Origin of the sequence: Enterococcus sp. MSG3290, from assembly GCF_050555565.1 — a bacterium.
Taxonomy (GTDB): domain Bacteria; phylum Bacillota; class Bacilli; order Lactobacillales; family Enterococcaceae; genus Enterococcus_B; species Enterococcus_B faecium.
In genome coordinates this window covers 145771-167951 of record NZ_CP187862.1, presented here as the reverse complement: position 1 = coordinate 167951, position 22181 = coordinate 145771, and the positions used below count along the sequence as shown (strand labels likewise).

The following is a 22181-nucleotide window of genomic DNA, read 5'->3' as shown; positions in this document are numbered from 1 at the left end:
AGGAACATGGGGCACATTTATCCTGTTTCCCTGTTCCCTTTTTGATGTATTCGAGCATAAATAAAATACCTTCGTTACCTACTATCTTCTGTACTTGGTAAACCTTGGTCAATTGCCTTTTTTAACGCTTGACGAAAAGACATATGATCTTTCTCCGTAAAGGGTTTTGGACCCTTTGTCCTTATGCCAGCTTTTCTTAACTTTCCACTATGATAACGTTGTTCTAGAAGCGTGCCGATATTCGCTTCGTCAAATTCTTTTCCAGAGTGATGGAACACTCGCACACCCTTCGGCAATACAAGTGAAGCTAAACCATAATCTTGCGTGATCAAAAAGTCATTCTTCTTAACCATACCGACGATTTTATAATCCGCACTATCAGCTCCGCGGTCTACGTAGACGATTTGGACATGATTAGCGTATTCTTTGGTCGTATAATGGTCCACACTGGTCACGATAACCACGTCAAGACCATAGGATTCTCCTAACTTTATGACATCTTCTTTTACTGGAGAACCATCTCCATCAATGAATAGCCTCATTCTTTTTCGCCTTCTTCCATAAATGATATACAGTCACCAATCCGCTCAGTAAGAGACCAACATTGATCCATTTTGCCAAGATAAGCAGTTGTACACTTTCTATCGGCACTGATTCATGGTTCAGCGTGATCAATAATAGATGGATTGGCTCTCCCATTTCTTTTGCTAAAACAAACAAAAGCGTCATCAATAAAAACTGGTGGATCACACTCCCTTTATTTTGAGTAGTATACTTGACAACGATCCGGCGATCCATTGGAATAGCTGCATCAGTTTGATAATATTCCTTATTTAGCCAGCTGCCTGTTACTACGTGCCAGAAACTAAGCAGAAAGACACCTATCGCAAAACCATTTGGAATCAAGAGGACCAGTAAAGAAGAACTCAGTCCAAGCAATTGCATAGCCAATGGAGACCATGTTAAACGTTTCAAAATCCATGGTCCGACTATTTTTGCTGCAATCAAGCCTGCTGCATAAGGCAAATACATAAAAATCGAAAGTTTTTCTAATCCGTACAGTATGCCAACATAAAAACTGCTAAATAAAAAAAGGAAATTCCCTAGCATTCCATTTAGAAAAGTAAACAGATTTAGCCAGCTTGGCAACTTCCATTCCTTCTTCTGGTGTCCTAAAACAAACACGAACAAGATGAACAGCAGCAAGAAACCATAAATAGCAAGATCAAAAAGCCTTTCATCGAATAACAATCGGGCATTTCTCAAAAGAAACAATAAGCCAAAGAATATCAAAAATAAAACAAGCTCTCGCGTAGCTACCAGATTTCTTTTGATGTCTTTGAAATCCAGTTCGTAACGCGGATAATGACTAACCGTATGGTAGGCCATGACGTAAAAAAGTGTATAAATAGTAAAGCTTGCTGCAATCTGAGTCGGTGCAGGCAACTCAATCGCTTGATACAGGAGAAATAGCCAGATAGCTGCAAATAAGTACTTTTTCCCATCCATATTGATAAAACCTTGCGTCTTTTCGTGAAAATTGACCGTGGTATTAGCAGGTACAAGCCATGCTGCACTCAGCCCTAGCAAAACACTTGAAAAATAAAATAAAGGAAAATAAAATACGCCTAATATTCCAAGCAATGAACCCGCACCACCAATCAGCAGAGCGATCATCAGCAACGTGTAACTATCTAGACCAAATCGTAGACTGTTGACTAAAAATAGTCCAGTCATCCGAAAGGCATAAAACAGCGTAAATGGCAAAATCGTCAGCCAATTATGCGAGTCTGTTAGTCCCAAAAATAAAAGATAAGGAATAAAAATAACCGTGTTACTTAAGATAAAGGGCGTTGTTTGTGTAAAATTACGCCCAAATCGTTTGAGTTTTTCGAACATGACAATGGCTCCCTTAAACAGTCTTATAACTAATCTGCTCTTCGATTTTAGCATTAAAGGGGAAATAAACCAATTTTACAGAATATATTCTTGTAAAAAAAAATACAGAAAGAAGCATAAGCTTCTTTCTGCATTTTTACGGTACTTGATTACTCAAGCAGACAAGCCCTTCTCCACAAAAGTCTTGCCCGACACCCCTGCATCCGGCAGGTGATAAAGATAGAAATCAATTATCCTGTGCCTCCAAAATCAATTAGGAGCTCTGTAAACCAGAGTCCTTCTCGACCCGTCGCATAAATTTACTTTAACACAGTTCCTATGTTTATGCGAGAGCTTTTTTCATTTTATAATCAACCATCTGGAATCCTTGACCGATATCTGAAATAAGTTCTTCTGTAATCTCAAATCCTTCATGCTTATAAACCTCGATTGCTTGATGATTCCCCTGATTCACTCGCAAAAAGATCTCTCTTTCCTTTGTTTGCGCAGCAAGTTCTTCATACCAGCGAAAAACTGAAGAAGTCAATCCTTGACCACGTACTTTATTTAGCAAATATAATTTACTTAAATAAATTTTTCCATTTATCTCTTCATAAGCAGTGTAACCGACAGTCTTTTCTTCGCTTTTTAATAAAAAGTAGGACACACCTTCTGTCAGTTCTTTTTGAATCTGTTTTTTTGACTGATAAGTTTTCAGCATGTAATCCACTTGTTTTTGACCAATGATCGGCACAAAAGCTTCCGGCCATACTTCTTGTATGACTGCCATCAGCTCATCCAGTTCATTTTCTGTTACTTTTATTTTTTCCATACACCCACGTCCTTTTTTACATTATAAATGACCTTGCGCTTGATGGAATAAAAAGAGCATGATCATGCTATACACACCCACCGACCATGGTTTCAAGAAAATCACAATCTGCATAAATTCCCTAAAAGATAATTTCGTCAAACCAGCTACTAGACAGATCAAGTCGTCTGGCGCAAAGGGAAGCAGCAAGGTAACAACTAGTACTTTTTTAATATCTTTCGTTTTTCTTGTCAGCAATTCATCAAATTTCTGATACTTTTTTGGCGATAAAATAAGCTGGACAAAGGCTACGCCATAGTAACGGACAAGCAAAAATCCGATTGCTTCCCCAATCACTAGGCCAATACAACTATATAAAAGCCCAAATCCATTGCCAAACATCAGCATGCCCGCTACTGAGGAGATCCCTCCCGGCAAAATAGGAATGATCACTTGGATCACTTGCAGCAGAACAAATATCATCACTGCATACTTGCCAAATTGCTGGATAAACGCTTGCAAAGACGTGCTCGATCGAAAAATCCCATGATGATAAGCATAAAGAATCAACACAAAGAAAAAAAACAGACCAATAATGGGCATGATCTGAAGACATTTTTGTAAAACTGATCCTTTTTTAGACATCTATATTCCCCACATCTTTTTTCATTTATTAAAACTGCCTCCTTAGGGGGTGCGACAAAAGAGCTTCTTCAAAAAAATAAGTCGAAATCTCACACAAATTCGAGAAATAATTTTCGTAAGTTTCTTCTTATTTATTGCATCTAACCACTTCTGTTACAACCTCTCGTTAAACGGTGTTCAAAAGCTTGCATCTACGATAATAAGCCCAACCCAACGAAAAACGTGAGGAGCTGTTTTATTTGGATGCTCTTATCGCTTGATGCAAAGACAGCTTTTTTACAACCTCTACTTCACGGTGCTCAATCAGCTGACCTTCGGTATTAGCTCAAAAAACGGTAAAATATAAACAGCTATTTTCCGTTTCTTCTTTTAATACTCAGGTCAAGATGCTGTTTTCACAACCTCTTGTTATAAATAAAAAAACAGTTGGCTGGTGACTGTTCAAAAAGCAGAATCCTTGCTTTTCAAACGGTCGCAGTCCGTTCAACTGTTTCGCTGCGCACTATTTATGGTTTAAGAAACTAGCTACTTTTGTTGTAATCAAATCAATAGCAACGTGGTTTTCTCCGCCTTCTGGAACAATGATATCCGCATAGCGCTTCGTTGGTTCGATAAATTGATGATACATCGGTTTAACAACTGTCAAATATTGTTCGATCACGGAGTCCAATGTGCGTCCCCGTTCTTCCATATCCCGTTTGATACGACGAATGATACGAATGTCATCATCTGTATCTACGTATACTTTGATATCCATCAAGTCACGCAGACGTTCGTCTTCTAAAATCAGGATTCCTTCTAGAATGATCACTTCTTTTGGTTCCTGAATGATCGTTGCCTGACTTCTTGTATGCGCTACATAGTCATACACGGGTTTTTCAATGGCTTTATAGTTCAGTAAGTCGCCTACATGCTGAATCAGCAGATCATTATCAAAGGCAAATGGGTGATCGTAATTTGTGTTCAATCGTTCTTCAAAACTCAAATGGCTCTGATCCTTGTAATAAGAATCTTGTTCAAGCATCATGATGGAATGGTCCGGGAAGTTGTTGAAAATCGCACGGCTGACACTTGTCTTTCCGCTTCCGGATCCACCCGTCACACCAATGATAATTGGCTTGCTTTTTGTCATTGACTAAAACCTCTTTCGTATCCGTTTTTTCATTCTAATCTATTATAGCGAAAAAACACGAAAATGCTATATTTTTCTGAAAATTAATCCTTTTCAATTTCCAATAATGAATAAAGTTCCTCTAATGAATCGATTCGATAAGTAGGCTGGATTTCTTCGATTTCTGGTAATTTATTTCTATTGAACCAAATCGTATCGATCCCTGCCATATTTCCTCCTTTGATATCAGAAGTCAAAGAATCACCAATGATCACAGTTTGCTTTTTATCAAAATTAGGAATGTGGGAAAAGACATGATCAAAAAATTCTTTCATCGGCTTTTGCGCTCCGACAGCTTCTGAGACAAAGATATCCTTGAAGTAATCAAGCATTCCTGCATCTGTTAATCGCCGATGTTGCGTGTGCGACACACCGTTCGTCACAATATAAAGTTCAGCATGCGGATGGACCTTTTTCAGGATTTCTAGACTTCCTGGAACAAGATCATGACCTTGGTTCAAGTAGTGGCGGTAGCGTTTTTCCATTTGATCACTATCTACTGTTTTCCCAAATTGCTGGAAAAGTAACCCAAAACGACTGCCTATTATTTCTTCTCGTGATAGTCTGCCTTTTTCAAACTCCTGCCATAAATGATGATTCAAAGCCTTATAGCTGGTTTCGATTTCTGGTGTCAATGTGATTCCTTGTTCTGCAAACAAAGCACTTAAAGCATTGGCTTCAGTTAATTGAAAATCTAACAATGTATCATCTACATCGAACAATAAAGTTTTATATTTCATCTTTTTGACCTCCTATTTAAAATAAATACTTAACTTTTTCATCTCTGCTAATGTCAACGATCGATACTCGCCTACTCCTAGCTGTTCATCTAATTCCAATGGTCCCATGCTTAGCCGTTTCAATGCGGTCACTTTCTTTCCTTGGGCTAAGAACATCTTTTTGACTTGATGGAATTTTCCTTCTTGGATCGTCAATAAAACCGTACTTTGGTGCTTGTCTGCTTTGAGTATTTTTAAATCAGCCGGCTTACATTGATACCCATCAGCGAATACGATTCCATTTTCAAATGCTGTTACGTCTGCTGATGTCACCCTTTCGTTCACAACTACTTGATAAGTCTTTGAAACCTTTTTTTCTGGAAGTAGCATTTCATATCCCAATTGTCCATTCGAAGTGATCAGCAATAGTCCTGTTGTATCTCTATCTAGTCTTCCCACTGGATATAATGGTTGGAAACGATCGGCACTTGCAATCAGATCGATTACTGTCGTCTTTTCTGGATCTGATACAGCTGTAACAGCTTTTTCAGGTTTATTGAGAAGATAATAGGACTCATTTGTTTCTAAGTGTTCACCTGCTACTTCGATTTGATGCAGTAAACTATCTACATTTCGATTTTGTCGAAATTCGACTGTGCCATCTATCATCACTTGCTTCAAAGCAAACAGCCGCTTCATTTCCTTGCGTGTCGTTTCTAATTTTTCTTCTATTAATTTATCTAAACGCATGCTGTTTCCTTTCTTATTACTACTAATTAATTATACCTTGAATATTCTTGCTTGCAAATACATCATCATAGTTATTCCTTGACTTAATTAACAGTTCACGTTACGGTTAAATAGTAAAGTGAATTGGATTTCTCATACACAGCGTAATGACCTGGTGGAGAAAAGTTGAATCCTGACTTTCTAAGGGGAGATGCGCGCATCTCTCCTTTTGCGCTTTTTTAAGCGCCCTGCCTTCGATGATGTGCACGAGATTAGCCTTTAGAATTCACTTAAATAAAATCTGTCCGTTACCAAAGCAGACAGTCACATTTTAAGGAGGAATTTTGGTTATGTCAGTATCATTAGAAGTAAGTAAAAGAGAAGTACGTCCCCGTTCATTAAGAAACAAACTTCGTCACGAAGGGAAAGTTCCAGCTGTTGTTTATGGGTATAAAGTAGAAAGTACCCCTATCTCATTCGATGGTTTGACACTAAGCAAATTGTTGCGTGAACATGGAGCGAACACAGTCATCACGATGGACATCGATGGACAAAAAGTCAATACATTGGTTCACAAGATCCAAACGAACACTTTTACCAATCATTTCGAACATGCAGAATTTCTATCTGTAAACATGTCGGAAGAAACAGAAGTCGAAACAGAAGTCGTTCTTGTTGGCGAATCAGTGGGTGCTAAATCTGGTGGAGTGTTAGCTCAAAACTTGTATACAGTAGTCGTATCTGCTACACCAGACAAATTGCCTGAACGAATTGAAGTTGACGTGACAAACTTGGAATTAGGTGATTCTATTACAGTAGCCGATCTTCCAAAAAACGACGATTACAAATTCGTGACCGACAGTGAAGAGCAAATCGCTGCTGTAGTCGCTCAAAGTGAAGAAGAAGAAAGCACAGGTGAAGGTGGCGAACCAGAAGTGATCGGTTCAACAGAAGAATAATACTGAAACAATCAGGTGGTGTTAGAAGCGGCGGGTCAGCAGCTTTTAACACGCCTTTTTTTCTTTCTAATCGTTTATTTTCATATGAGGCTTCCACTTTTACAAATAGCTTTGCAAACGAAAAATCCTAATTTACCAAGCTTTTCCTCGCATACTTTTATCGTACCTTTATAAAAATTTATACTTTGAAAAAAAGTATTCAATTATTGTTGCATTTTTCCTGATTCTTTATTAGAATGAACCCTCGTTGAAGTAAGTATTTCTAGTTTATCCTAGGATTAATTATAAAAATAAAACATTCGTTGATTCGAAGGAGGTTAAACAGATGTTTGAAAGTTTTGATAGCAGCCGCAACCGTTACGCTTCAGTTGGTGTCGTATCAAGTTTGCCAGATGAATTGATTGACAGTATATGGTTTATTATTGACCTAGATCTTAAGGGAGTCATTCCATTAGAAAATATATTAACCTTTGATTTGATCGAAAATCGTGGAAAAGTGACGATGCATTTTTCTCAAGCAGGAAGCAATGTGGAAATGGATATTGATTTGCCGTTTGCCTATTCGAACCAATTTCCTGCTCAAGTATACGCCTATGATGACGGTACGAGAGAAACGATCCTTTTACCAAGTGAGATCAGACAATATTAAGGTGATAGATAAACGTGGATGTCCCTTATTTTACAGACCAGGCCAAGTTGTTGATTCTTTGACTCAATTCTTGGCTTCTTTTTATGGAGTTTCATAAATTATCATTGATTTCTAATTGGTATTCTCAGGATAAACGCTATATACTACTAACTAAATTTTAAAGATATAAGGAGTTTAAAAGATGCGCGATTTAACAAAAGGAAGCCCCGCTAAACTGATTTTGATGTTCACTGTTCCTTTACTGATCGGAAATGTTTTTCAGCAGTTCTACAATATGATCGATATGATCATCGTGGGTCAGACGCTAGGTAAAAATGCGCTGGCAGCGGTTGGTGCAACTGGAAGCCTGACATTTTTGATCATTGGCTTTGCCCAAGGTTTAACAGCTGGTTTAGCCATTATTACCGCACAACGTTACGGTGCAAAAGATTATCGGGGTCTGAAGAAAAGTTTTGCTGCTAGTGTTGTCATTAGTCTTGTCGTCACTGTGATTTTAACTGTCCTAAGTCTCCTGTTTATTCGTCCGATGCTTCAATTGATGCAAACTCCTCCTGAAATACTTGATCAAGCACAAACATTTATTTCAATTATTTTATTAGGGATCTTTGCATCAGTCAGTTTCAATTTGCTTTCTAATGTCATTCGCGCACTTGGTGACAGCCGCACACCACTATTCTTTCTGATCATTGCGGTCATCATCAACGTCGTACTTGATTTGATCTTTATTATCTATTTTGGCATGGGTGTGGAAGGTGCAGCTATTGCTACAGTAATCGCACAAGTTTCTTCCAGCGTACTGTGTCTAGTGTATATCAAGAAAAAAATGCCTTTGTTACAGTTACGCAAAAAAGATTTCAAATTTGAAAAAGAAGAGTTTGCTGTACACCTAAACGCTGCTTTGCCAATGGCGTTTCAATCTTCGATCATCGCTGTTGGTGCTATCGTGTTACAAGCAGCACTAAATAGTCTAGGGACAGATGTCGTAGCTGCTCAAGCCGCTGCTGGTCGTATCGACCAATTTGCAAATCAGCCGATGATGTCATTTGGTATTGCAATGGCAACTTTCACTGCACAAAACTATGGTGCGAAAGAATATGGCCGAATCTTGCAAGGGGTACGTCAAACTTTACTGATGAGTGTCGGATTTAGTCTCTTAGCAGGTGCTATCGTCATTTTCTTCGGTCATTTCTTTGTTCAATTGTTTGTTAGCCCATCAGAAACACGTGTATTTGAATTAGCACAAACCTACTTCAATATCAATGGGTCTCTTTACTGGATCTTAGCAGTCCTGTTCATTTTACGCTACACACTTCAAGGGCTTGGACAAAGCAAGATCCCTACGATCGCCGGTATGATGGAATTGCTTATGCGTTCTTTTGCAGCTATCGTTCTTACAGGAATGTGGGGATACCCAGGAGCAGCAGCAGCTTCTCCTTTAGCTTGGATCGGTTCTGTTGCCGTGTTGCTTTACTCTTATATGCGTTCGATGAAACAATTGAAACACATGGGTGAAGAGGAACATTTCACATTAGAACATGCAGAAGCAAGATAGCCTTGATTAAAAGAAATCGTTGCGGCTAAAAATGAAAACTTTTATTGAAAATATCTTCTTCGTTTACCGAAAACAGGTTTTTTAGATAACAAAAAGGCTGTGACAAAAAATGTCACAGCCTTTTTTCTTTTATTCTGTTTTTCTTTCCGTGGACTCTACTTTGAAATAATCGATATGTGCATGCTGGTATTCTAATACCGTGAAACGGAATGATGCAATCTCAATGATTGTTCCTGCTTTTATTTCTTTATATCGGCTAGAAGCAAAGCCCGCAAGTGTAGTAAAATTCGTTTCTTCAAACTCTGGAATCTCTACATGAAAATAACGCTGGAAATCATCTAATGTTAGTTTGCCGGAGATGATATAAGAGCCATCTGACTGTTCCGCTATCAATGCTTCGTCCAAATCTGTCTCATCTCGGATTTCCCCGACGATTTCTTCTAAAATATCTTCAATCGTCACTAAGCCGCTTGTCCCTCCGTATTCATCTTTTAAGATAGCAATATGCTTTCCCTTTTTTCGCATGATCGTCAATAATTTTTTTATAGGGATCGTTTCAGTTGTTACGATCGGCTCTTCAATCAACTGTTCTACTGTCAGCTGGTCATCTTTATAAGATTGCTTGATCAAATCTGGCAAGGTGACATAACCTAAAACATTGTCTTTTGATTCTAAGATAACCGGATAGCGAGTATGTCCTTGTTCAATCGAAGCTTTTATCGCTTCTTTGACGGTTTCTGAAGCTTCGAATACTTGCATGGACGTACGGTCTACTTGTATATCTTTTGCCAAGGTATCATCAAATTCAAACACGTTTTCCAAATAATGATATTCTTCTTTGGTCAACTCTCCTTTTTCATAAGAATTCAATGCGACTAATGTCAGCTCTTCTTGAGACAATGTCTCTTCTCCTTCAGATACGAGACGCACACCTAATAGCTTCCCTAGCCCTGCAGCTGAATGATTCAATACCCAAATAAAAGGAAACATTACTTTATAAAAATAATGAAGTGGTTTAACTACGAACAAGACGACCTTCTCCGTATTGACGATACTATAGCTCTTAGGAAGCAGTTCGCCAATAACCACATCGATATACGTAACTAAAATAAATCCCAGCGCCACAGAGATTGTACTGCTAATAGCCGAACTAAAAGGTAGTTTACCGATCACTGGTTCTAGTAAAGCCGCGACAGATCCTTCACCGACCCACCCGATGATCAAACCGGTTAGCGTAATTCCTAATTGACTAGCTGATAAATAGTTATCTAAATGGTGTGTAACATGAAGAGCTAGCTTGGCGTTCTTTACATTTTCCTTTTCTAGTTGTTCCAATCTTGATCGTCTGATTTTCACTAAAGCAAATTCACTTGCTACAAAAAATGAAGTAATTGCAATCATCAAAAATAAAATAATGAAATTGATAACCATATTCTCCCGCCTTTCTCTTTTTCTATTGTACCCTTTTTCTACAAAAAGATTGAAAATAATGCGTATTCATATTTAGGAATAAAAAAGGAGATGCGGCATTTTTCAGCCACATCTCCTTATCACTTCAAAATCATTGCGTTACTTGTTGCTAAACAGCTTTTTCATGACCTCTGATAAAAACGGTATTCAAAAGCTTGCATCTGCGGCATTAAGCCCAAACAGATGAAAAACATGAGAAGCTGTTTTTATCTGCTCGTTCTTACTGCTTGTTGCAGTACAGCTTTTTCATGACCTCTGATAAACGGTGTTCAAGTAGCTGACATTCGACATTAGTTCAGGTCAAAGCGCTACTTTCACAACCGCTCTTTCAACCATGTTTTCCGAGTATTTCCAATGATAAGCGGAACAGTTTCATGTTTTACTTCGCTGTACTCTAGCCCAAACCATGTTTCTGGCGAGGTAGCGATTTTTTTGATTGCCAGTTTTGCCTGCATGATTTGACGTTGCCATTTTCCTAGAGTTGTCACATTGGAAACTACTTCATCAATCAGGACAAATTGGAAATCGCCAACTTCTCGCCCTGGTGTCAGAGAGTATCTTTGTGGCTGTTTTGGCAAACGGCCTTGTTTCATCAAATCATGGATGACTTGGCGAACATATACGTTGATTTCCTGTTGAACCCTGAAACCTAAGAACAGATTCACTTGGACAATAAAATCAGTGTCCATCATATCTACTTGATATTCTTTCGTATATGGCTCATCCGTCACTTCCACATGAACAAACCAATAGACTCGTGCTCTTTTAGGCCGTTTATCTAAAATCGAATAGATGAACTGTCGGCCAACTTTATCTTCAGCCATATCAGGAACCAAGAAGACCACATTTGTCTGATAGATTGGTAAAGAAGTATCATCACGTAATTCTCTAAGCTGCGGGATATAATCTCTCAAAGACACATCCTCGGTTGACGATTCGCGAATAATGTTCCCTTGTTCCCAAATAAACATCACGACTAAGATGATCAAACCAATCAGAACGGCTACAAAACCGCCTCGGAAGAATTTGACAACACTTGAGATAAAGAAAACGACTTCTATCGCACCGAAGAAAAAGGTAACTAAATATGCAAGCCAACGAGAATGCCCATTTTGGATAAGATAAAAGTAAAGCAGTGCTGTTGTCATCAACATCGTCACAGTGATCGATAGACCGTAAGCAGCTTCCATATGATGAGACGTTCGGAATGTGACAACCACTAGAGAACAGGCGATCCATAAAATCAGATTGACTGCTGGGATATACATTTGCCCGATACTGTTCCCAGGATACATGATCTTTAACCGAGGCAGCAGTTTCAACTTGATTGCTTCTGAAACTAGCGTAAACGAACCTGTAATCAATGCTTGCGAAGCAATGACTGCAGCGACTGTTGCAAAAGCAACGCCGATCACGATCCAACTTTGAGGCATCATTTGGAAGAATGGATTCAGGTTCTTGATTTGCTGTGCTTCAGGGTTTTGATAAACATTCAACAACCACGCAGCCTGCCCAAAATAATTGATAACCAAACAAATTTTGACGTAAGGCCAGCTCAGACGAATATTTCGTTTGCCGACATGTCCAAGATCGGAATAAAGCGCCTCTGCACCTGTCGTAGCCAGGAAAATATTTCCAAGAATGAACAAGCCTAATTTGTTATCTGCACTAAAAAGCAGCTGGATAGCGTAATAAGGATTCAGTGCACGGATAACTGTCCAGTCTTGACTGAAGTTCATTAATCCCATTACGCCTAAAAAAGTAAACCAAGCGAACATGATTGGTCCGAATGCTTTTCCGACAATATCTGTACCAAAGCGTTGGACCATGAATAAAACAAAAATAATAACTAAAGTGATAATGACGATCACGTTCTGGTTATTACCGAACCGGTCAAAAAACTGCGGAATTCCTCGCAAGCCTTCAATCGCAGTCGTTACCGTCACAGCAGGGGTCAATACCCCATCTGCTAGTAAGGCAGCTCCTCCGATCATTGCAGGAATGATCAAATATTTCCCACCTTTTCGGACAAGTGTGTAGAGTGAGAAAATTCCACCTTCACCATGGTTATCTGCATTCAATGCAATCACGACATATTTGATTGTTGTCAGTAGAGTCAATGTCCAAAAAATCAATGAGACTGATCCGATAACAAAATCAGGATTGATTCCTGACAATCCGCCATTATCTTCAACAATCGATTTCATAACGTAAAGCGGACTTGTCCCGATGTCTCCGTAGACGACTCCCATCGCTACAAGCAGGCCAGCCATTGATATCTTTTTGGTATTGTGCGTTGTTGCCACGTTTTTCCCTCATTTCTTGTTATATGGATATCCTTTAGGTAAGCTTGAATGATATATGATATTCTTATCCATGACACCCGCTTTCCTAAATTGCTTCTAATTATCCAAGTAACACACTGAAGTGTCAACTTATTTGAATAAAATTATTCTTTCTTTGGACGTTCTCTGATACGTCTTGCCACAAATGAATAAAGAGCAAGGCAAAAAATTGCACCCAATAATGCTGGTATCAAATAAAAACCGCCGAGTTCCGGTCCCAGTGGTCCTAGTAAAAATTCGCCGAGCCAACTACCTAAAAAACCGATAATGATATTTCCAGATACGCCTCCCGGGACTTCCTTTCCTAAAATTGCGCCAGCTATCAAACCTAATATACCGCCGATAAATAACGACCATAAAAAATTCAGCATCTCCTTTCCCTCCTTTATCCATATTTCTCACTTTTATTTTACGCTTTATTCAGAAGGACTCCAAAAATATGCGCCAAGAAACTCCAGAAAAAAAGAAGTTGTAACAAAAGTGTTCAGCTTATTTCCGTAGAAGCTGCTTCTGGAACACCGTGAATCAGAGGTTGTGAAATCAGCGGTTTGACCTGAGTATTAGAGAAACAAACGGAAAAATAGTTCCTCACATTTTGCCGTTTTTTGAGCTAATATCGAGGGACAGCTGATTGAACATCGTTTATTGGAGAGGTTGTAAAAAAGCTGTTCTGCATCAAGTAATAAGAGCAGCCAAGTAAAAACAGCTCCTAATGTTTTTAACTTGGCTGGACTTATTACCGCAGATGCAAGCTTTTGAACACCGTTTATTCGCAAAAAAAGGACTGTGACACGGCTTTTGTCACAGTCCCCTTTTTTCGAATAATTATTGTCCCCCTGTCACCTTCACGATCACAAGTACATTATTCCTATGAATTAAATTATTTTTCTTCATTTTTCGTTGAACCATCTTCGTTCAACATTGCTTTTCTTGACAGATTTACGCGTCCTTGTTTATCGATTTCAGTTACTTTCACAAGGATCTCATCACCTAGTTTAACAACATCTTCGACTTTATTGACACGATCGTTTGCTAATTGGGAAATATGGACAAGTCCATCTTTTCCTTTGATCAAGTTGACGAATGCACCGAATTTTTCGATACGGACAACTTTCCCTAGATAAACTTCACCAACTTTGACTTCTTTGGTCAAATCTTCGATGATCTTGATAGCCTTTTTGATCATTTCTGCATCAGCTGAAGCAATACTTACTTTTCCATCTTGATCGATATCGATTTTCACACCAGTTTCATCGATGATTCCGTTGATCGTATCCCCGCCTTTACCGATAACATCTTTGATTTTAGCAGGTTCGATCTGGATCATTTCGATTTTTGGTGCATATTGGCTTAATTCTTCACGTGGAGCAGCAATCGTTGAAGTCAATTCTTCTAAGATTTCCATACGTGCTTGTTTTGCTTGAGTTAATGCTTCAGTTAGGATTTGTTCTGTGATTCCTTGAATCTTGATATCCATCTGTAAAGCAGTGATACCATCTTTTGTACCGGCAACTTTAAAGTCCATATCGCCAAGATGATCTTCCAGCCCTTGGATATCAGTTAGGATCGTATAGTTTTCACCATCAGAAACAAGTCCCATCGCAATACCGGCGACTGGCGCTTTGATTGGTACACCTGCATCCATCAATGCTAATGTGCCAGCACAGATACTTGCTTGGGAAGAAGAACCATTTGATTCCAATACTTCTGCTACTAAACGGATCGTATAAGGAAATTCTTCTTCTGAAGGGATTACTTGTGCTAACGCACGTTCACCTAATGCGCCATGTCCGATTTCCCGACGCCCTGGAGAGCCTGCACGTCCTGTAGAACCAACAGAAAATTGAGGGAAATTGTAGTGGTGGATGAATCGTTTGCTGACTTCCACCCCTAAACCATCAATGATTTGGTGCTCTCCTAGAGGTGCGAGTGTACAAGCTGATAAAGCTTGTGTTTGTCCTCGTGTGAACAAACCTGATCCATGTACACGTGGCAATAAGCTGACCTCTGATGACAATGGACGGATTTCATCCAATTTACGCCCGTCAGGACGGATCTTATCGATGGTGATCAATTCACGTACGACATCTTTTTCAAGATCTTCTGTGATTTGTTTAACTTCTTTCAACAAGTGATCTTCATCTTCATGACCTGCAAATTTCTCAGCATAAGCTTCGCGGATATCGATCTTCACTTGCTCGATATTATCTTCGCGAGCAAGTTTTTCTTCAGTCATTACTGCTGCTTTCATTGTAGCGTAAGAAGCATCAAAGATTTCTTTTTTCAATACTTCATCAACTTGCAGTAAAGTCACTTCCATTTTTTCTTTCCCTACTGCTTGAACGATTTCTTCTTGGAAAGCAACTAACTCTTTGATAGCGTCAAAACCAAACAGCAATGCACCAAGCATGTCTTCTTCTGAAACTTCTTTCGCGCCGCTTTCAACCATATTGATGGCTTGTTTCGTTCCGGCAACAGTCAATTCGATATCTGTTTGTTCTGCTTGTTCTACTGTTGGATTCAAGACGTACTCGCCATTTACACGACCAACTTCTACGCCTGCGATTGGGCCGTCAAATGGGATATCTGAGATTGATAGTGCTAAAGAAGAACCTAGCATTGCTGCCATAGCTGGCGAGCAGTCTGTTTCTACACTCATCACGATGTTCGTTACTTGGACTTCATTACGGAAGCCTTCTGCAAACATCGGGCGAATTGGACGGTCGATCAAACGGGCAGTCAATGTTGCTTCCGTACTTGGACGGCCTTCTCGTTTGATGAAACCTCCAGGGATTTTCCCTGCTGCATACATTTTTTCTTCATAATTGATCGTTAATGGGAAAAAGTCTGTATCTTTTGCTTCTTTAGAGGCCACAGCTGCACTTAAGACTACTGTATCTCCATAACGGACTAAAACGGCTCCGTTTGCTTGTTTTGCTAGCTGACCGACTTCGATTTGTAAGGGACGGCCGCCCCATGTCGTTTTGAATATTTGTTTTTCTGACATAACTTCTCCTTTTCCTTCTCGTGAAAGCAAGACGCTACTAAACAAATGAAAACTGCCGAAAGCCGTCTTTTGAGCAGCTTTCATTTGGTTAGTAGGAGTCCATCTAGCTTGATCACGGAATTTTACTTAATTGATATACGAGTAAAAAAAGTGAGATTCATGTGAATCCCACTCTTTTTGACTAAAATTAACGACGCAAGCCTAAACGTTTGATCAATTCGCGGTAACGTTGAACGTCAGTTTTACGTAAGTAAGCTAACAAGTTACGGCGGTGACCAACTTTTTTCATTAGGCCGCGGTATGAATGATGGTCTTTTTTGTGCACGCGTGCATGTTCATTCAAGTGGTTGATTTCTTCAGTTAATACAGCGATTTGTACTTCTGGAGAACCAGTATCCCCTTCATGGCGAGCGTATTCGTTGATGATTTCATTCTTGCGTTCTTTTGAAATTGCCATTTCTTTCACCTCTTTCGATTATTCCCCTGCGACTGAGTAAAACGTTGGTGATTCGCTTAACCAAGTGGCAGGTCATGTGCCTAGAGCACACAGCTATACTTTACCTGAAACCGGGTTGAAAATCAAGTAGTTAATCATTAAGAAAAGATAGTTTTCAAACAATCTTACTACTACTTTTCCATTTTTGTGGTAAACTATAATGCGAAAATAGACTTGAAACACAGTCTTTTAAGAAAGGGGTACATATTCCATGATTACAATGGATGATATCATTCGTGAAGGAAATCCGACCTTACGCGAAGTTGCAAAAGAAGTTTCTCTTCCATTAAGCGAAGAAGATATCTCTTTAGGAAAAGAGATGCTTGAGTTCTTAAAAAACAGCCAAGATCCAATCAAAGCTGAAGAACTACACTTACGAGGCGGTGTTGGCTTAGCTGCTCCTCAATTAGATATTTCTAAAAGAATCATTGCTGTTCACGTACCAAGTCCTGACCCAGAGGCAGATGGACCTTCTCTAAGTACTGTTATGTATAATCCTAAAATTTTGAGCCATTCTGTTCAAGATGCTTGTTTAGGGGAAGGTGAAGGCTGTTTATCTGTTGATCGAGAAGTACCAGGATATGTTGTTCGCCATGCCAAAATCACTGTGTCTTATTATGATATGAATGGTGAAAAACACAAGATTCGTTTGAAGAATTATGAATCGATCGTCGTTCAACATGAAATCGACCATATCAACGGTGTGATGTTCTATGACCACATCAACGATCAAAATCCATTTGCACTAAAAGAAGGCGTATTGGTAATCGAGTAGAGAATTGGCGGGTTCCTTCGATACTATGCTACAAGAAAGCTTTATAAAAAAGGGGAGTGCTCAAAAGCTGCACTTCCCTTTTTTATGTTTCTCCACTAATCGAAATTTAGATAGACATCTAGAAATCGCAATTCCAAAAAATTCTGTGTATTGGATACGCATCTTTTCTTATTTTTTCTTATTTCTTCCATATGGGTGTTTATCTCAGAGATGATAGAATAGTTTCTAGGATAAAAAGTAGCAGCTACGATGTTATCCTTCGTAGAGGATTCCTGCTTCAGCTAGTTTTTGTTTGATGATTTTCAGCATATGCTTTTCTGGGTAGCGGATCGTATGCAGATGGATGCCGCCTGTTAATTCGGATAACAAAGTAGCATTACTTTTTTGATAACGTCTCATAAAGGAATCGATATCTTGTGTCGTTTTGATGTGCAAAGTTCCTGCTAACTCACCGTAAAGGGGATGTTCCACAATTACATCAATGATTTCACCACCATTTTCAACGATTAGTCTCAGTTCTTCTTCTGTTTGATCTTTTCCATGCTGGACAGCGATTTTACTGATGTGCCCAGTATTGGTTTCTTCTGTTTCGAGGATATAACCTCTTGCTGTTGCCACGATACTTTTACCTGCAGCTCGTAGTAAAGCAATATCGCCTACAATGATCTGACGGCTGACTCCAAAAGTTTTCGCAAACTTGCTAGCACTCACTGGTTTTTCTGTATTTGCCAAGGTTTGCATGATTTGTTTTCGCCGTGTCTCTCCTTCGATCACACTTATTCCTCCTTCATTTTGTTTTGGTATTCGCGCGAGTGTTTCATCAAATCAACATACGTGTCTGTTATTGTTTCCTTATATCCCTTATTTTTCAGCAGACTAACAACTTTATCCAATACTTGCTGCTCTCTTTTTGCATCATAAACTGCTTGGTTTTCTTCTTTTTTCACTTGTCCTATTTTAGTTACCGTATCCATTCTTTTTTCTAATAAAGCAACCAACTCTCGATCGATCATATCGATCTTATGACGTAATGTTTCAAGAGACTCTTCTGTTAGTTCTTCCTCTACTGTCTTGATGATACGAGCAGGATTTCCTGCAATCACTACATTGTCGGGAAAAGATTTGGTCACAACCGAACCTGCGCCGACTACTACGTTGTCCCCTAGAGTGACACCCGGCGTGACGATAACTCCTCCGCCTAACCAAACATTATTACCGATTTTAATGGGTTTTGCGTACTCCAGACCGCTGTTACGTTTCACTGGATGTAGTGGATGCGTCGCCGTGTAAAGCTGGACATTCGGAGCGAACATGCAGTTATCACCGATTTCAATCGTGCTGACATCTAAAAATGTACAATTGAAATTTGCATAAAAATTCTCACCAACAAATATATTATATCCGTAATCAAAATTGATAACTGGCTCCATATAGATTTTTTTCCCTGTACGGCCAAAAGTCTCTTTCAACAATTGGGATCGCAGTTCCGCTGATTCTGCTTGGTTGATGATTTGGCTTTGACTTCTTGCAAACATACGGTCGGCAACCAGCTCAGGATCATTGGCAAAATAAAGCTCGCCTGCAATCATTTTTTCTTTTTCGGTTTTGAATTCAGTCATAATCTGCTCCTAATTCTTGTATTTTTTTGAAAACAACCGCTCCGTCTTCTTGAATAAACGTATAAGGCTCCGCTAAATAAACAGGCGTTTGATTGATTACTAAGATTTTGGCTGACGGCTGGCGAAACTGTACCAGATCACAAAACGGATGAACTTGAAAACTCGTTCCAACAATGACGATCAGCTCTGCTTGGCTGACGGCATAAGCCGCCTGCTCCATGACTCCATCTTGAAACCCTTCACCATATAACACGATGTCTGGGCGTATTTGTCCTCCGCATGCTTGATGTTTGTCGCTGTGAAGATATTCTTTCCAGTCTACCGTTTGTTGACACTTTCGACAATGACATTGATACAGACTCCCATGAAAATTGACGAGTTGCGGGCTTTTAGCCTTTGCGTGCAAACCGTCGATGTTTTGGGAAACAACCCAAACATTTTTTTCTTTCGCTAGATGTGCTATTTCCAAATGAATGATATTGGGTTTTGCTTCAGGATGATAAATCTTTTTGACAAATTGATAGAATTTATCCGGTTCATTCACCATTGCTTGATGACTCAGCAAGTATTCCGGCTGCTCCATCCCGTGGTAGATTCCTGACAAAGATCGATAGTCTGGCACTCCAGAAGGTGTGGATACCCCTGCACCGGTCAAAAATGTAATTTGCTGATAAGCTAATATCTCTTTTGCTGCTTCGTCTACTGTTAATTGTTTCATGTTTTGTCACCTCACTTTCCATTATAGCCCATACTCGAACAAATTTATTGTTGAAAAGTCAGAAAAATGGGAATAAAAAAGTGTTATGGGCATTTGAACAATTTATCACAATGTTCACTGACAAAAGAATGAAAACGTGTTACAATACTGCTGTATAAAAGTGAGGTGAATCGATATGTTACCATTCTTTATTTATTGGGGCGTTATTCTGGCTTGTATCGCCTGGTTAGCGTTAAGCGTTTATTTCTCTGTTTTTTATCTTGTACGCAAAGAAAATGGAAATCTTTGGGCTTTTGCTTTATTCAACGTGATTGCCGCAATTGTTTTAGCCATTACATTAGCCGTATATCGAACATGGGGCTGGGGAATCACCCAATACTCAAGTTTGATTTATCTAATATTAGCCATTTATGGCGTCGTTGTTCTTTTGCAAGCGATCCTAGGACGTGAGCCAAAGAAAGCGGCAGCTTAAATGATCGAGATGGAACTGGACACAGGAAATTTTCTGTTCTAGTTCTTTTTTTATTGTATTACATACATTTTTGTGTATAATTATACTATCGTTTGCAATGGATAGATGATTCACATTTTGATTGTTTTTTCGGTAAAAGTAAAGATTTCTATATTTATCAGTATTTTTTCAAAAAACAGCAGTTATAGATTGACAAAGCCTCTCGAGTATCGTAAACTTTTTTTGTATAAATAACTGAATACGAGATGCCTCAATCAATGAGGTAGAGGTCGCGAGAATCATTAACCCTGTGGAGTGAAGCAAACATGGAGAAGCAGGAATAGGGAGGATCGCCGAAATGTGCACTTTTTTGCTTGGAGTGTATGTTGGGACGCAAGTTAAGAGCTTGCGGACTGTCTTAGCAGTGATGCTAAGTTGCGCTATGTTTTGTGAGAGGTTTATCACCTTATGGAATTTTAGCGGCCTTTTTATATCTATAAATCGGTCGCTTTTTATTTTTTCAGATAAAGCTTTACCGCATTTCATCTAGACCGCTCGTGTATCATATAATCAGAAAGGGAGAAAAAAATGAAAAAAAATATGGTTTCAGTTGCCGTACTATTTGCTTTTGTCTTCTCACTATTCAGTGTGGGATCTCTGGCAAATGCAGATGAAAAAACACCGAGCGATGAGTTTCGCGTAGGTATGGAGGCTGGGTATGCACCCTTCAACTGGTCTCAACAAACAGATGAGAATAATGCCTTGCCAATTCAAGGCCAAAATAGTTACGCCGGCGGTTATGATGTTCAAATCGCTAAAAAAGTAGCAGATGGTTTAGGGAAAAAATTAGTCATCGTCCAAACGAAATGGGATGGTCTGGCTCCTGCCCTTCAATCAGGCAAGATCGACGCGATCATCGCCGGAATGAGCCCTACTGCTGAACGACGAAAAGAAATTGATTTTACCGATCCTTATTACGAATCACAATTAGTAGTAGTAGTTCAAAAAGATAGCAAATATGCAAAAGCAAAAAGTTTAGCAGATCTTTCTGGAGCAAAGATCACTGCTCAGTTAAATACATTCCACTATACTGTGATCGATCAGATACCAGATGTGCAGAAACAACAAGCAATGGATAATTTCTCAGCAATGAGAACAGCTTTAGCTTCTGGAATGATCGATGGTTATGTCAGCGAACGTCCGGAAGGTGTAACGGCAACTAGTGTGAACAAAGACTTGGAAATGCTTGAATTCAGCGGTGCAGATGGCTTCCAGACAAACCCGGAAGATGTTCAGATTTCTGTTGGTATGCGTAAAGGCGACCCGGATATCCAAAAAGTAAACCAGATTCTTTCTGGCATCTCTAACGATGAACGAACCAAAATTATGGACCAAGCAGTCAAAGATCAGCCTGCTGCAACTGATAGTGAAGAAAAACCTGGCATCATTTCTGATTTCACTACGATTTGGAAACAATACGGCAATATGTTCTTACGAGGCGCTGGACTTACCTTGTTCATCGCATTGATCGGGACAGTTGTCGGTACTACACTTGGATTACTGATTGGTGTCTTCCGTTCGGTACCTGAATCAGGAAATGCACTGACTCGCTTCTTCCAAAAAATCGGAAATGCACTTCTTTCTATCTATGTCGAAGTATTCCGCGGAACACCGATGATGGTACAAGCAATGGTCATCTTCTACGGTCTGGCACTCGCTTTTGGCATTTCATTGAACCGAACGATTGCCGCTTTGTTTATTGTCTCTCTCAATACTGGAGCTTACATGACAGAGATCGTTCGTGGGGGGATTTTTGCAGTAGATGAAGGGCAGTTCGAAGCTGCGCAAGCCATTGGTATGACCCATGGCCAAACGATGAGAAAAGTTGTTATTCCACAAGTTTTACGGAATATCTTGCCAGCAACAGGAAATGAGTTTGTTATCAATATCAAAGATACAGCAGTTTTAAGTGTAATCGGCGTAGCTGATTTGTTCTTCCAAGGAAACTCTGCTTCCGGTGCGAATTTCCAATTCTTCCAAACATTTACGATCGTCGGGATCATCTACTTAGTCATGACCTTTACGATCACCAGAATCCTGCGGGCGGTAGAAAAGAAAATCGATGGTCCTTCAGCTTATACCAAGCTTGAAGAAATCGACAATTCAAATTTGCAGGAATAAGGAGGA

21 protein-coding genes and 1 riboswitch are annotated in these 22181 nt (G+C 39.4%); of the genes, 6 read left to right on the top strand and 15 right to left on the bottom strand.

Annotated features, from left to right (window positions below; translation table 11 throughout):
• Window positions 1-74: 74 nt before the first annotated feature.
• The 7 genes from IGL31_RS00830 to IGL31_RS00800 form a co-directional block, all read right to left on the bottom strand.
• Window positions 75-542, bottom strand: a complete 468-nt coding sequence (locus IGL31_RS00830; RefSeq protein WP_002325207.1) for a YaiI/YqxD family protein — start codon at window positions 540-542, stop codon at window positions 75-77.
• A complete protein-coding gene (locus tag IGL31_RS00825) occupies window positions 526-1899 on the bottom strand; it encodes a hypothetical protein (protein ID WP_002325206.1) in 1374 nt (457 codons plus the stop codon). The genes IGL31_RS00830 and IGL31_RS00825 overlap by 17 nt, the downstream gene beginning before the upstream one ends.
• 322 nt (window positions 1900-2221) lie before the next feature.
• Window positions 2222-2710, bottom strand: coding sequence for a GNAT family N-acetyltransferase (locus IGL31_RS00820; protein ID WP_002296548.1), 489 nt, complete (start codon window positions 2708-2710; stop codon window positions 2222-2224).
• A 21-nt stretch (window positions 2711-2731) separates the two neighbouring features.
• A complete protein-coding gene (locus tag IGL31_RS00815; protein ID WP_002294220.1) occupies window positions 2732-3334 on the bottom strand; it encodes a TVP38/TMEM64 family protein in 603 nt (200 codons plus the stop codon).
• A 502-nt stretch (window positions 3335-3836) separates the two neighbouring features.
• Window positions 3837-4466, bottom strand: coding sequence for a uridine kinase (gene udk / locus IGL31_RS00810; protein ID WP_002289751.1), 630 nt, complete (start codon window positions 4464-4466; stop codon window positions 3837-3839).
• Between the two features lie 83 nt (window positions 4467-4549).
• A complete protein-coding gene (locus IGL31_RS00805) occupies window positions 4550-5245 on the bottom strand; it encodes a YjjG family noncanonical pyrimidine nucleotidase (protein ID WP_002317068.1) in 696 nt (231 codons plus the stop codon).
• A gap of 12 nt (window positions 5246-5257) precedes the next feature.
• Complete coding sequence (locus tag IGL31_RS00800; RefSeq protein ID WP_002325204.1) at window positions 5258-5974, bottom strand: 16S rRNA pseudouridine(516) synthase; 717 nt, start codon at window positions 5972-5974, stop codon at window positions 5258-5260.
• 329 nt (window positions 5975-6303) lie between these two features.
• Here IGL31_RS00800 and IGL31_RS00795 point away from each other — a divergent pair, with 329 nt between their 5' ends.
• From IGL31_RS00795 to IGL31_RS00785, 3 genes are all read left to right on the top strand, one after another.
• A complete protein-coding gene (locus IGL31_RS00795) occupies window positions 6304-6912 on the top strand; it encodes a 50S ribosomal protein L25/general stress protein Ctc (protein ID WP_002299254.1) in 609 nt (202 codons plus the stop codon).
• Between the two features lie 325 nt (window positions 6913-7237).
• Window positions 7238-7561 (top strand): DUF960 domain-containing protein, encoded by a 324-nt coding sequence (locus tag IGL31_RS00790; protein ID WP_002289744.1) that lies wholly within the window; start codon window positions 7238-7240, stop codon window positions 7559-7561.
• 181 nt (window positions 7562-7742) lie between these two features.
• On the top strand, window positions 7743-9113 hold the full coding sequence (locus tag IGL31_RS00785; protein ID WP_002289277.1) for an MATE family efflux transporter: 1371 nt from the start codon (window positions 7743-7745) through the stop codon (window positions 9111-9113).
• A gap of 129 nt (window positions 9114-9242) precedes the next feature.
• On the opposite strand, the gene IGL31_RS00780 is transcribed toward IGL31_RS00785, so the two are convergent.
• From IGL31_RS00780 to rpsO, 5 genes are all read right to left on the bottom strand, one after another.
• Window positions 9243-10544: a hemolysin family protein gene (locus tag IGL31_RS00780; protein ID WP_002294228.1), complete on the bottom strand. Its 1302-nt coding sequence runs from the start codon at window positions 10542-10544 to the stop codon at window positions 9243-9245.
• A 353-nt stretch (window positions 10545-10897) separates the two neighbouring features.
• Window positions 10898-12889: a KUP/HAK/KT family potassium transporter gene (locus IGL31_RS00775; RefSeq protein WP_002289279.1), complete on the bottom strand. Its 1992-nt coding sequence runs from the start codon at window positions 12887-12889 to the stop codon at window positions 10898-10900.
• 143 nt (window positions 12890-13032) lie between these two features.
• Window positions 13033-13299 (bottom strand): GlsB/YeaQ/YmgE family stress response membrane protein, encoded by a 267-nt coding sequence (locus IGL31_RS00770; protein ID WP_002289280.1) that lies wholly within the window; start codon window positions 13297-13299, stop codon window positions 13033-13035.
• Window positions 13300-13808: 509 nt separating this feature from the next.
• On the bottom strand, window positions 13809-15935 hold the full coding sequence (gene pnp / locus IGL31_RS00765) for a polyribonucleotide nucleotidyltransferase (protein WP_086300003.1): 2127 nt from the start codon (window positions 15933-15935) through the stop codon (window positions 13809-13811).
• A 187-nt stretch (window positions 15936-16122) separates the two neighbouring features.
• Window positions 16123-16392, bottom strand: coding sequence for a 30S ribosomal protein S15 (rpsO, locus tag IGL31_RS00760; protein ID WP_002289282.1), 270 nt, complete (start codon window positions 16390-16392; stop codon window positions 16123-16125).
• A 250-nt stretch (window positions 16393-16642) separates the two neighbouring features.
• Here rpsO and def point away from each other — a divergent pair, with 250 nt between their 5' ends.
• Window positions 16643-17206 carry a peptide deformylase gene (gene def / locus IGL31_RS00755; protein WP_002289284.1) on the top strand — a complete coding sequence of 188 codons (564 nt, stop codon included), beginning with the start codon at window positions 16643-16645 and terminating at the stop codon, window positions 17204-17206.
• A gap of 252 nt (window positions 17207-17458) precedes the next feature.
• On the opposite strand, the gene IGL31_RS00750 is transcribed toward def, so the two are convergent.
• The 3 genes from IGL31_RS00750 to IGL31_RS00740 are packed head-to-tail and all read right to left on the bottom strand — an operon-like array spanning window position 17459 to window position 19543.
• Window positions 17459-17980 (bottom strand): transcription repressor NadR, encoded by a 522-nt coding sequence (locus IGL31_RS00750; protein WP_086299934.1) that lies wholly within the window; start codon window positions 17978-17980, stop codon window positions 17459-17461.
• Window positions 17981-17982: 2 nt separating this feature from the next.
• A complete protein-coding gene (locus tag IGL31_RS00745; protein ID WP_002294234.1) occupies window positions 17983-18825 on the bottom strand; it encodes a chorismate mutase in 843 nt (280 codons plus the stop codon).
• Window positions 18818-19543, bottom strand: a complete 726-nt coding sequence (locus IGL31_RS00740; RefSeq protein WP_002297083.1) for an NAD-dependent protein deacylase — start codon at window positions 19541-19543, stop codon at window positions 18818-18820. Before IGL31_RS00740 ends, IGL31_RS00745 begins: the two co-directional genes overlap by 8 nt.
• 175 nt (window positions 19544-19718) lie before the next feature.
• On the opposite strand from IGL31_RS00740, the gene IGL31_RS00735 reads away from it, so the two are divergent.
• Together IGL31_RS00735 and IGL31_RS00730 are read left to right on the top strand one after the other, a co-directional pair.
• Window positions 19719-20015, top strand: a complete 297-nt coding sequence (locus IGL31_RS00735) for a hypothetical protein (RefSeq protein WP_002293448.1) — start codon at window positions 19719-19721, stop codon at window positions 20013-20015.
• A 255-nt stretch (window positions 20016-20270) separates the two neighbouring features.
• A riboswitch (Lysine riboswitch) is annotated at window positions 20271-20445 on the top strand.
• Between the two features lie 137 nt (window positions 20446-20582).
• Window positions 20583-22175: an ABC transporter permease subunit gene (locus IGL31_RS00730; protein ID WP_002297081.1), complete on the top strand. Its 1593-nt coding sequence runs from the start codon at window positions 20583-20585 to the stop codon at window positions 22173-22175.
• The last annotated feature ends 6 nt before the right edge of the window (window positions 22176-22181 follow it).

Coding starts and splice junctions, on each gene's coding strand:
- IGL31_RS00830 (WP_002325207.1), bottom strand. CDS start 542: ATGAGGCTATTCATTGATGGAGATGGTTCTCCAGTAAAAGAAGATGTC.
- IGL31_RS00825 (WP_002325206.1), bottom strand. CDS start 1,899: ATGTTCGAAAAACTCAAACGATTTGGGCGTAATTTTACACAAACAACG.
- IGL31_RS00820 (WP_002296548.1), bottom strand. CDS start 2,710: ATGGAAAAAATAAAAGTAACAGAAAATGAACTGGATGAGCTGATGGCA.
- IGL31_RS00815 (WP_002294220.1), bottom strand. CDS start 3,334: ATGTCTAAAAAAGGATCAGTTTTACAAAAATGTCTTCAGATCATGCCC.
- udk (WP_002289751.1), bottom strand. CDS start 4,466: ATGACAAAAAGCAAGCCAATTATCATTGGTGTGACGGGTGGATCCGGA.
- IGL31_RS00805 (WP_002317068.1), bottom strand. CDS start 5,245: ATGAAATATAAAACTTTATTGTTCGATGTAGATGATACATTGTTAGAT.
- IGL31_RS00800 (WP_002325204.1), bottom strand. CDS start 5,974: ATGCGTTTAGATAAATTAATAGAAGAAAAATTAGAAACGACACGCAAG.
- IGL31_RS00795 (WP_002299254.1), top strand. CDS start 6,304: ATGTCAGTATCATTAGAAGTAAGTAAAAGAGAAGTACGTCCCCGTTCA.
- IGL31_RS00790 (WP_002289744.1), top strand. CDS start 7,238: ATGTTTGAAAGTTTTGATAGCAGCCGCAACCGTTACGCTTCAGTTGGT.
- IGL31_RS00785 (WP_002289277.1), top strand. CDS start 7,743: ATGCGCGATTTAACAAAAGGAAGCCCCGCTAAACTGATTTTGATGTTC.
- IGL31_RS00780 (WP_002294228.1), bottom strand. CDS start 10,544: ATGGTTATCAATTTCATTATTTTATTTTTGATGATTGCAATTACTTCA.
- IGL31_RS00770 (WP_002289280.1), bottom strand. CDS start 13,299: ATGCTGAATTTTTTATGGTCGTTATTTATCGGCGGTATATTAGGTTTG.
- pnp (WP_086300003.1), bottom strand. CDS start 15,935: ATGTCAGAAAAACAAATATTCAAAACGACATGGGGCGGCCGTCCCTTA.
- rpsO (WP_002289282.1), bottom strand. CDS start 16,392: ATGGCAATTTCAAAAGAACGCAAGAATGAAATCATCAACGAATACGCT.
- def (WP_002289284.1), top strand. CDS start 16,643: ATGATTACAATGGATGATATCATTCGTGAAGGAAATCCGACCTTACGC.
- IGL31_RS00745 (WP_002294234.1), bottom strand. CDS start 18,825: ATGACTGAATTCAAAACCGAAAAAGAAAAAATGATTGCAGGCGAGCTT.
- IGL31_RS00740 (WP_002297083.1), bottom strand. CDS start 19,543: ATGAAACAATTAACAGTAGACGAAGCAGCAAAAGAGATATTAGCTTAT.
- IGL31_RS00735 (WP_002293448.1), top strand. CDS start 19,719: ATGTTACCATTCTTTATTTATTGGGGCGTTATTCTGGCTTGTATCGCC.
- IGL31_RS00730 (WP_002297081.1), top strand. CDS start 20,583: ATGAAAAAAAATATGGTTTCAGTTGCCGTACTATTTGCTTTTGTCTTC.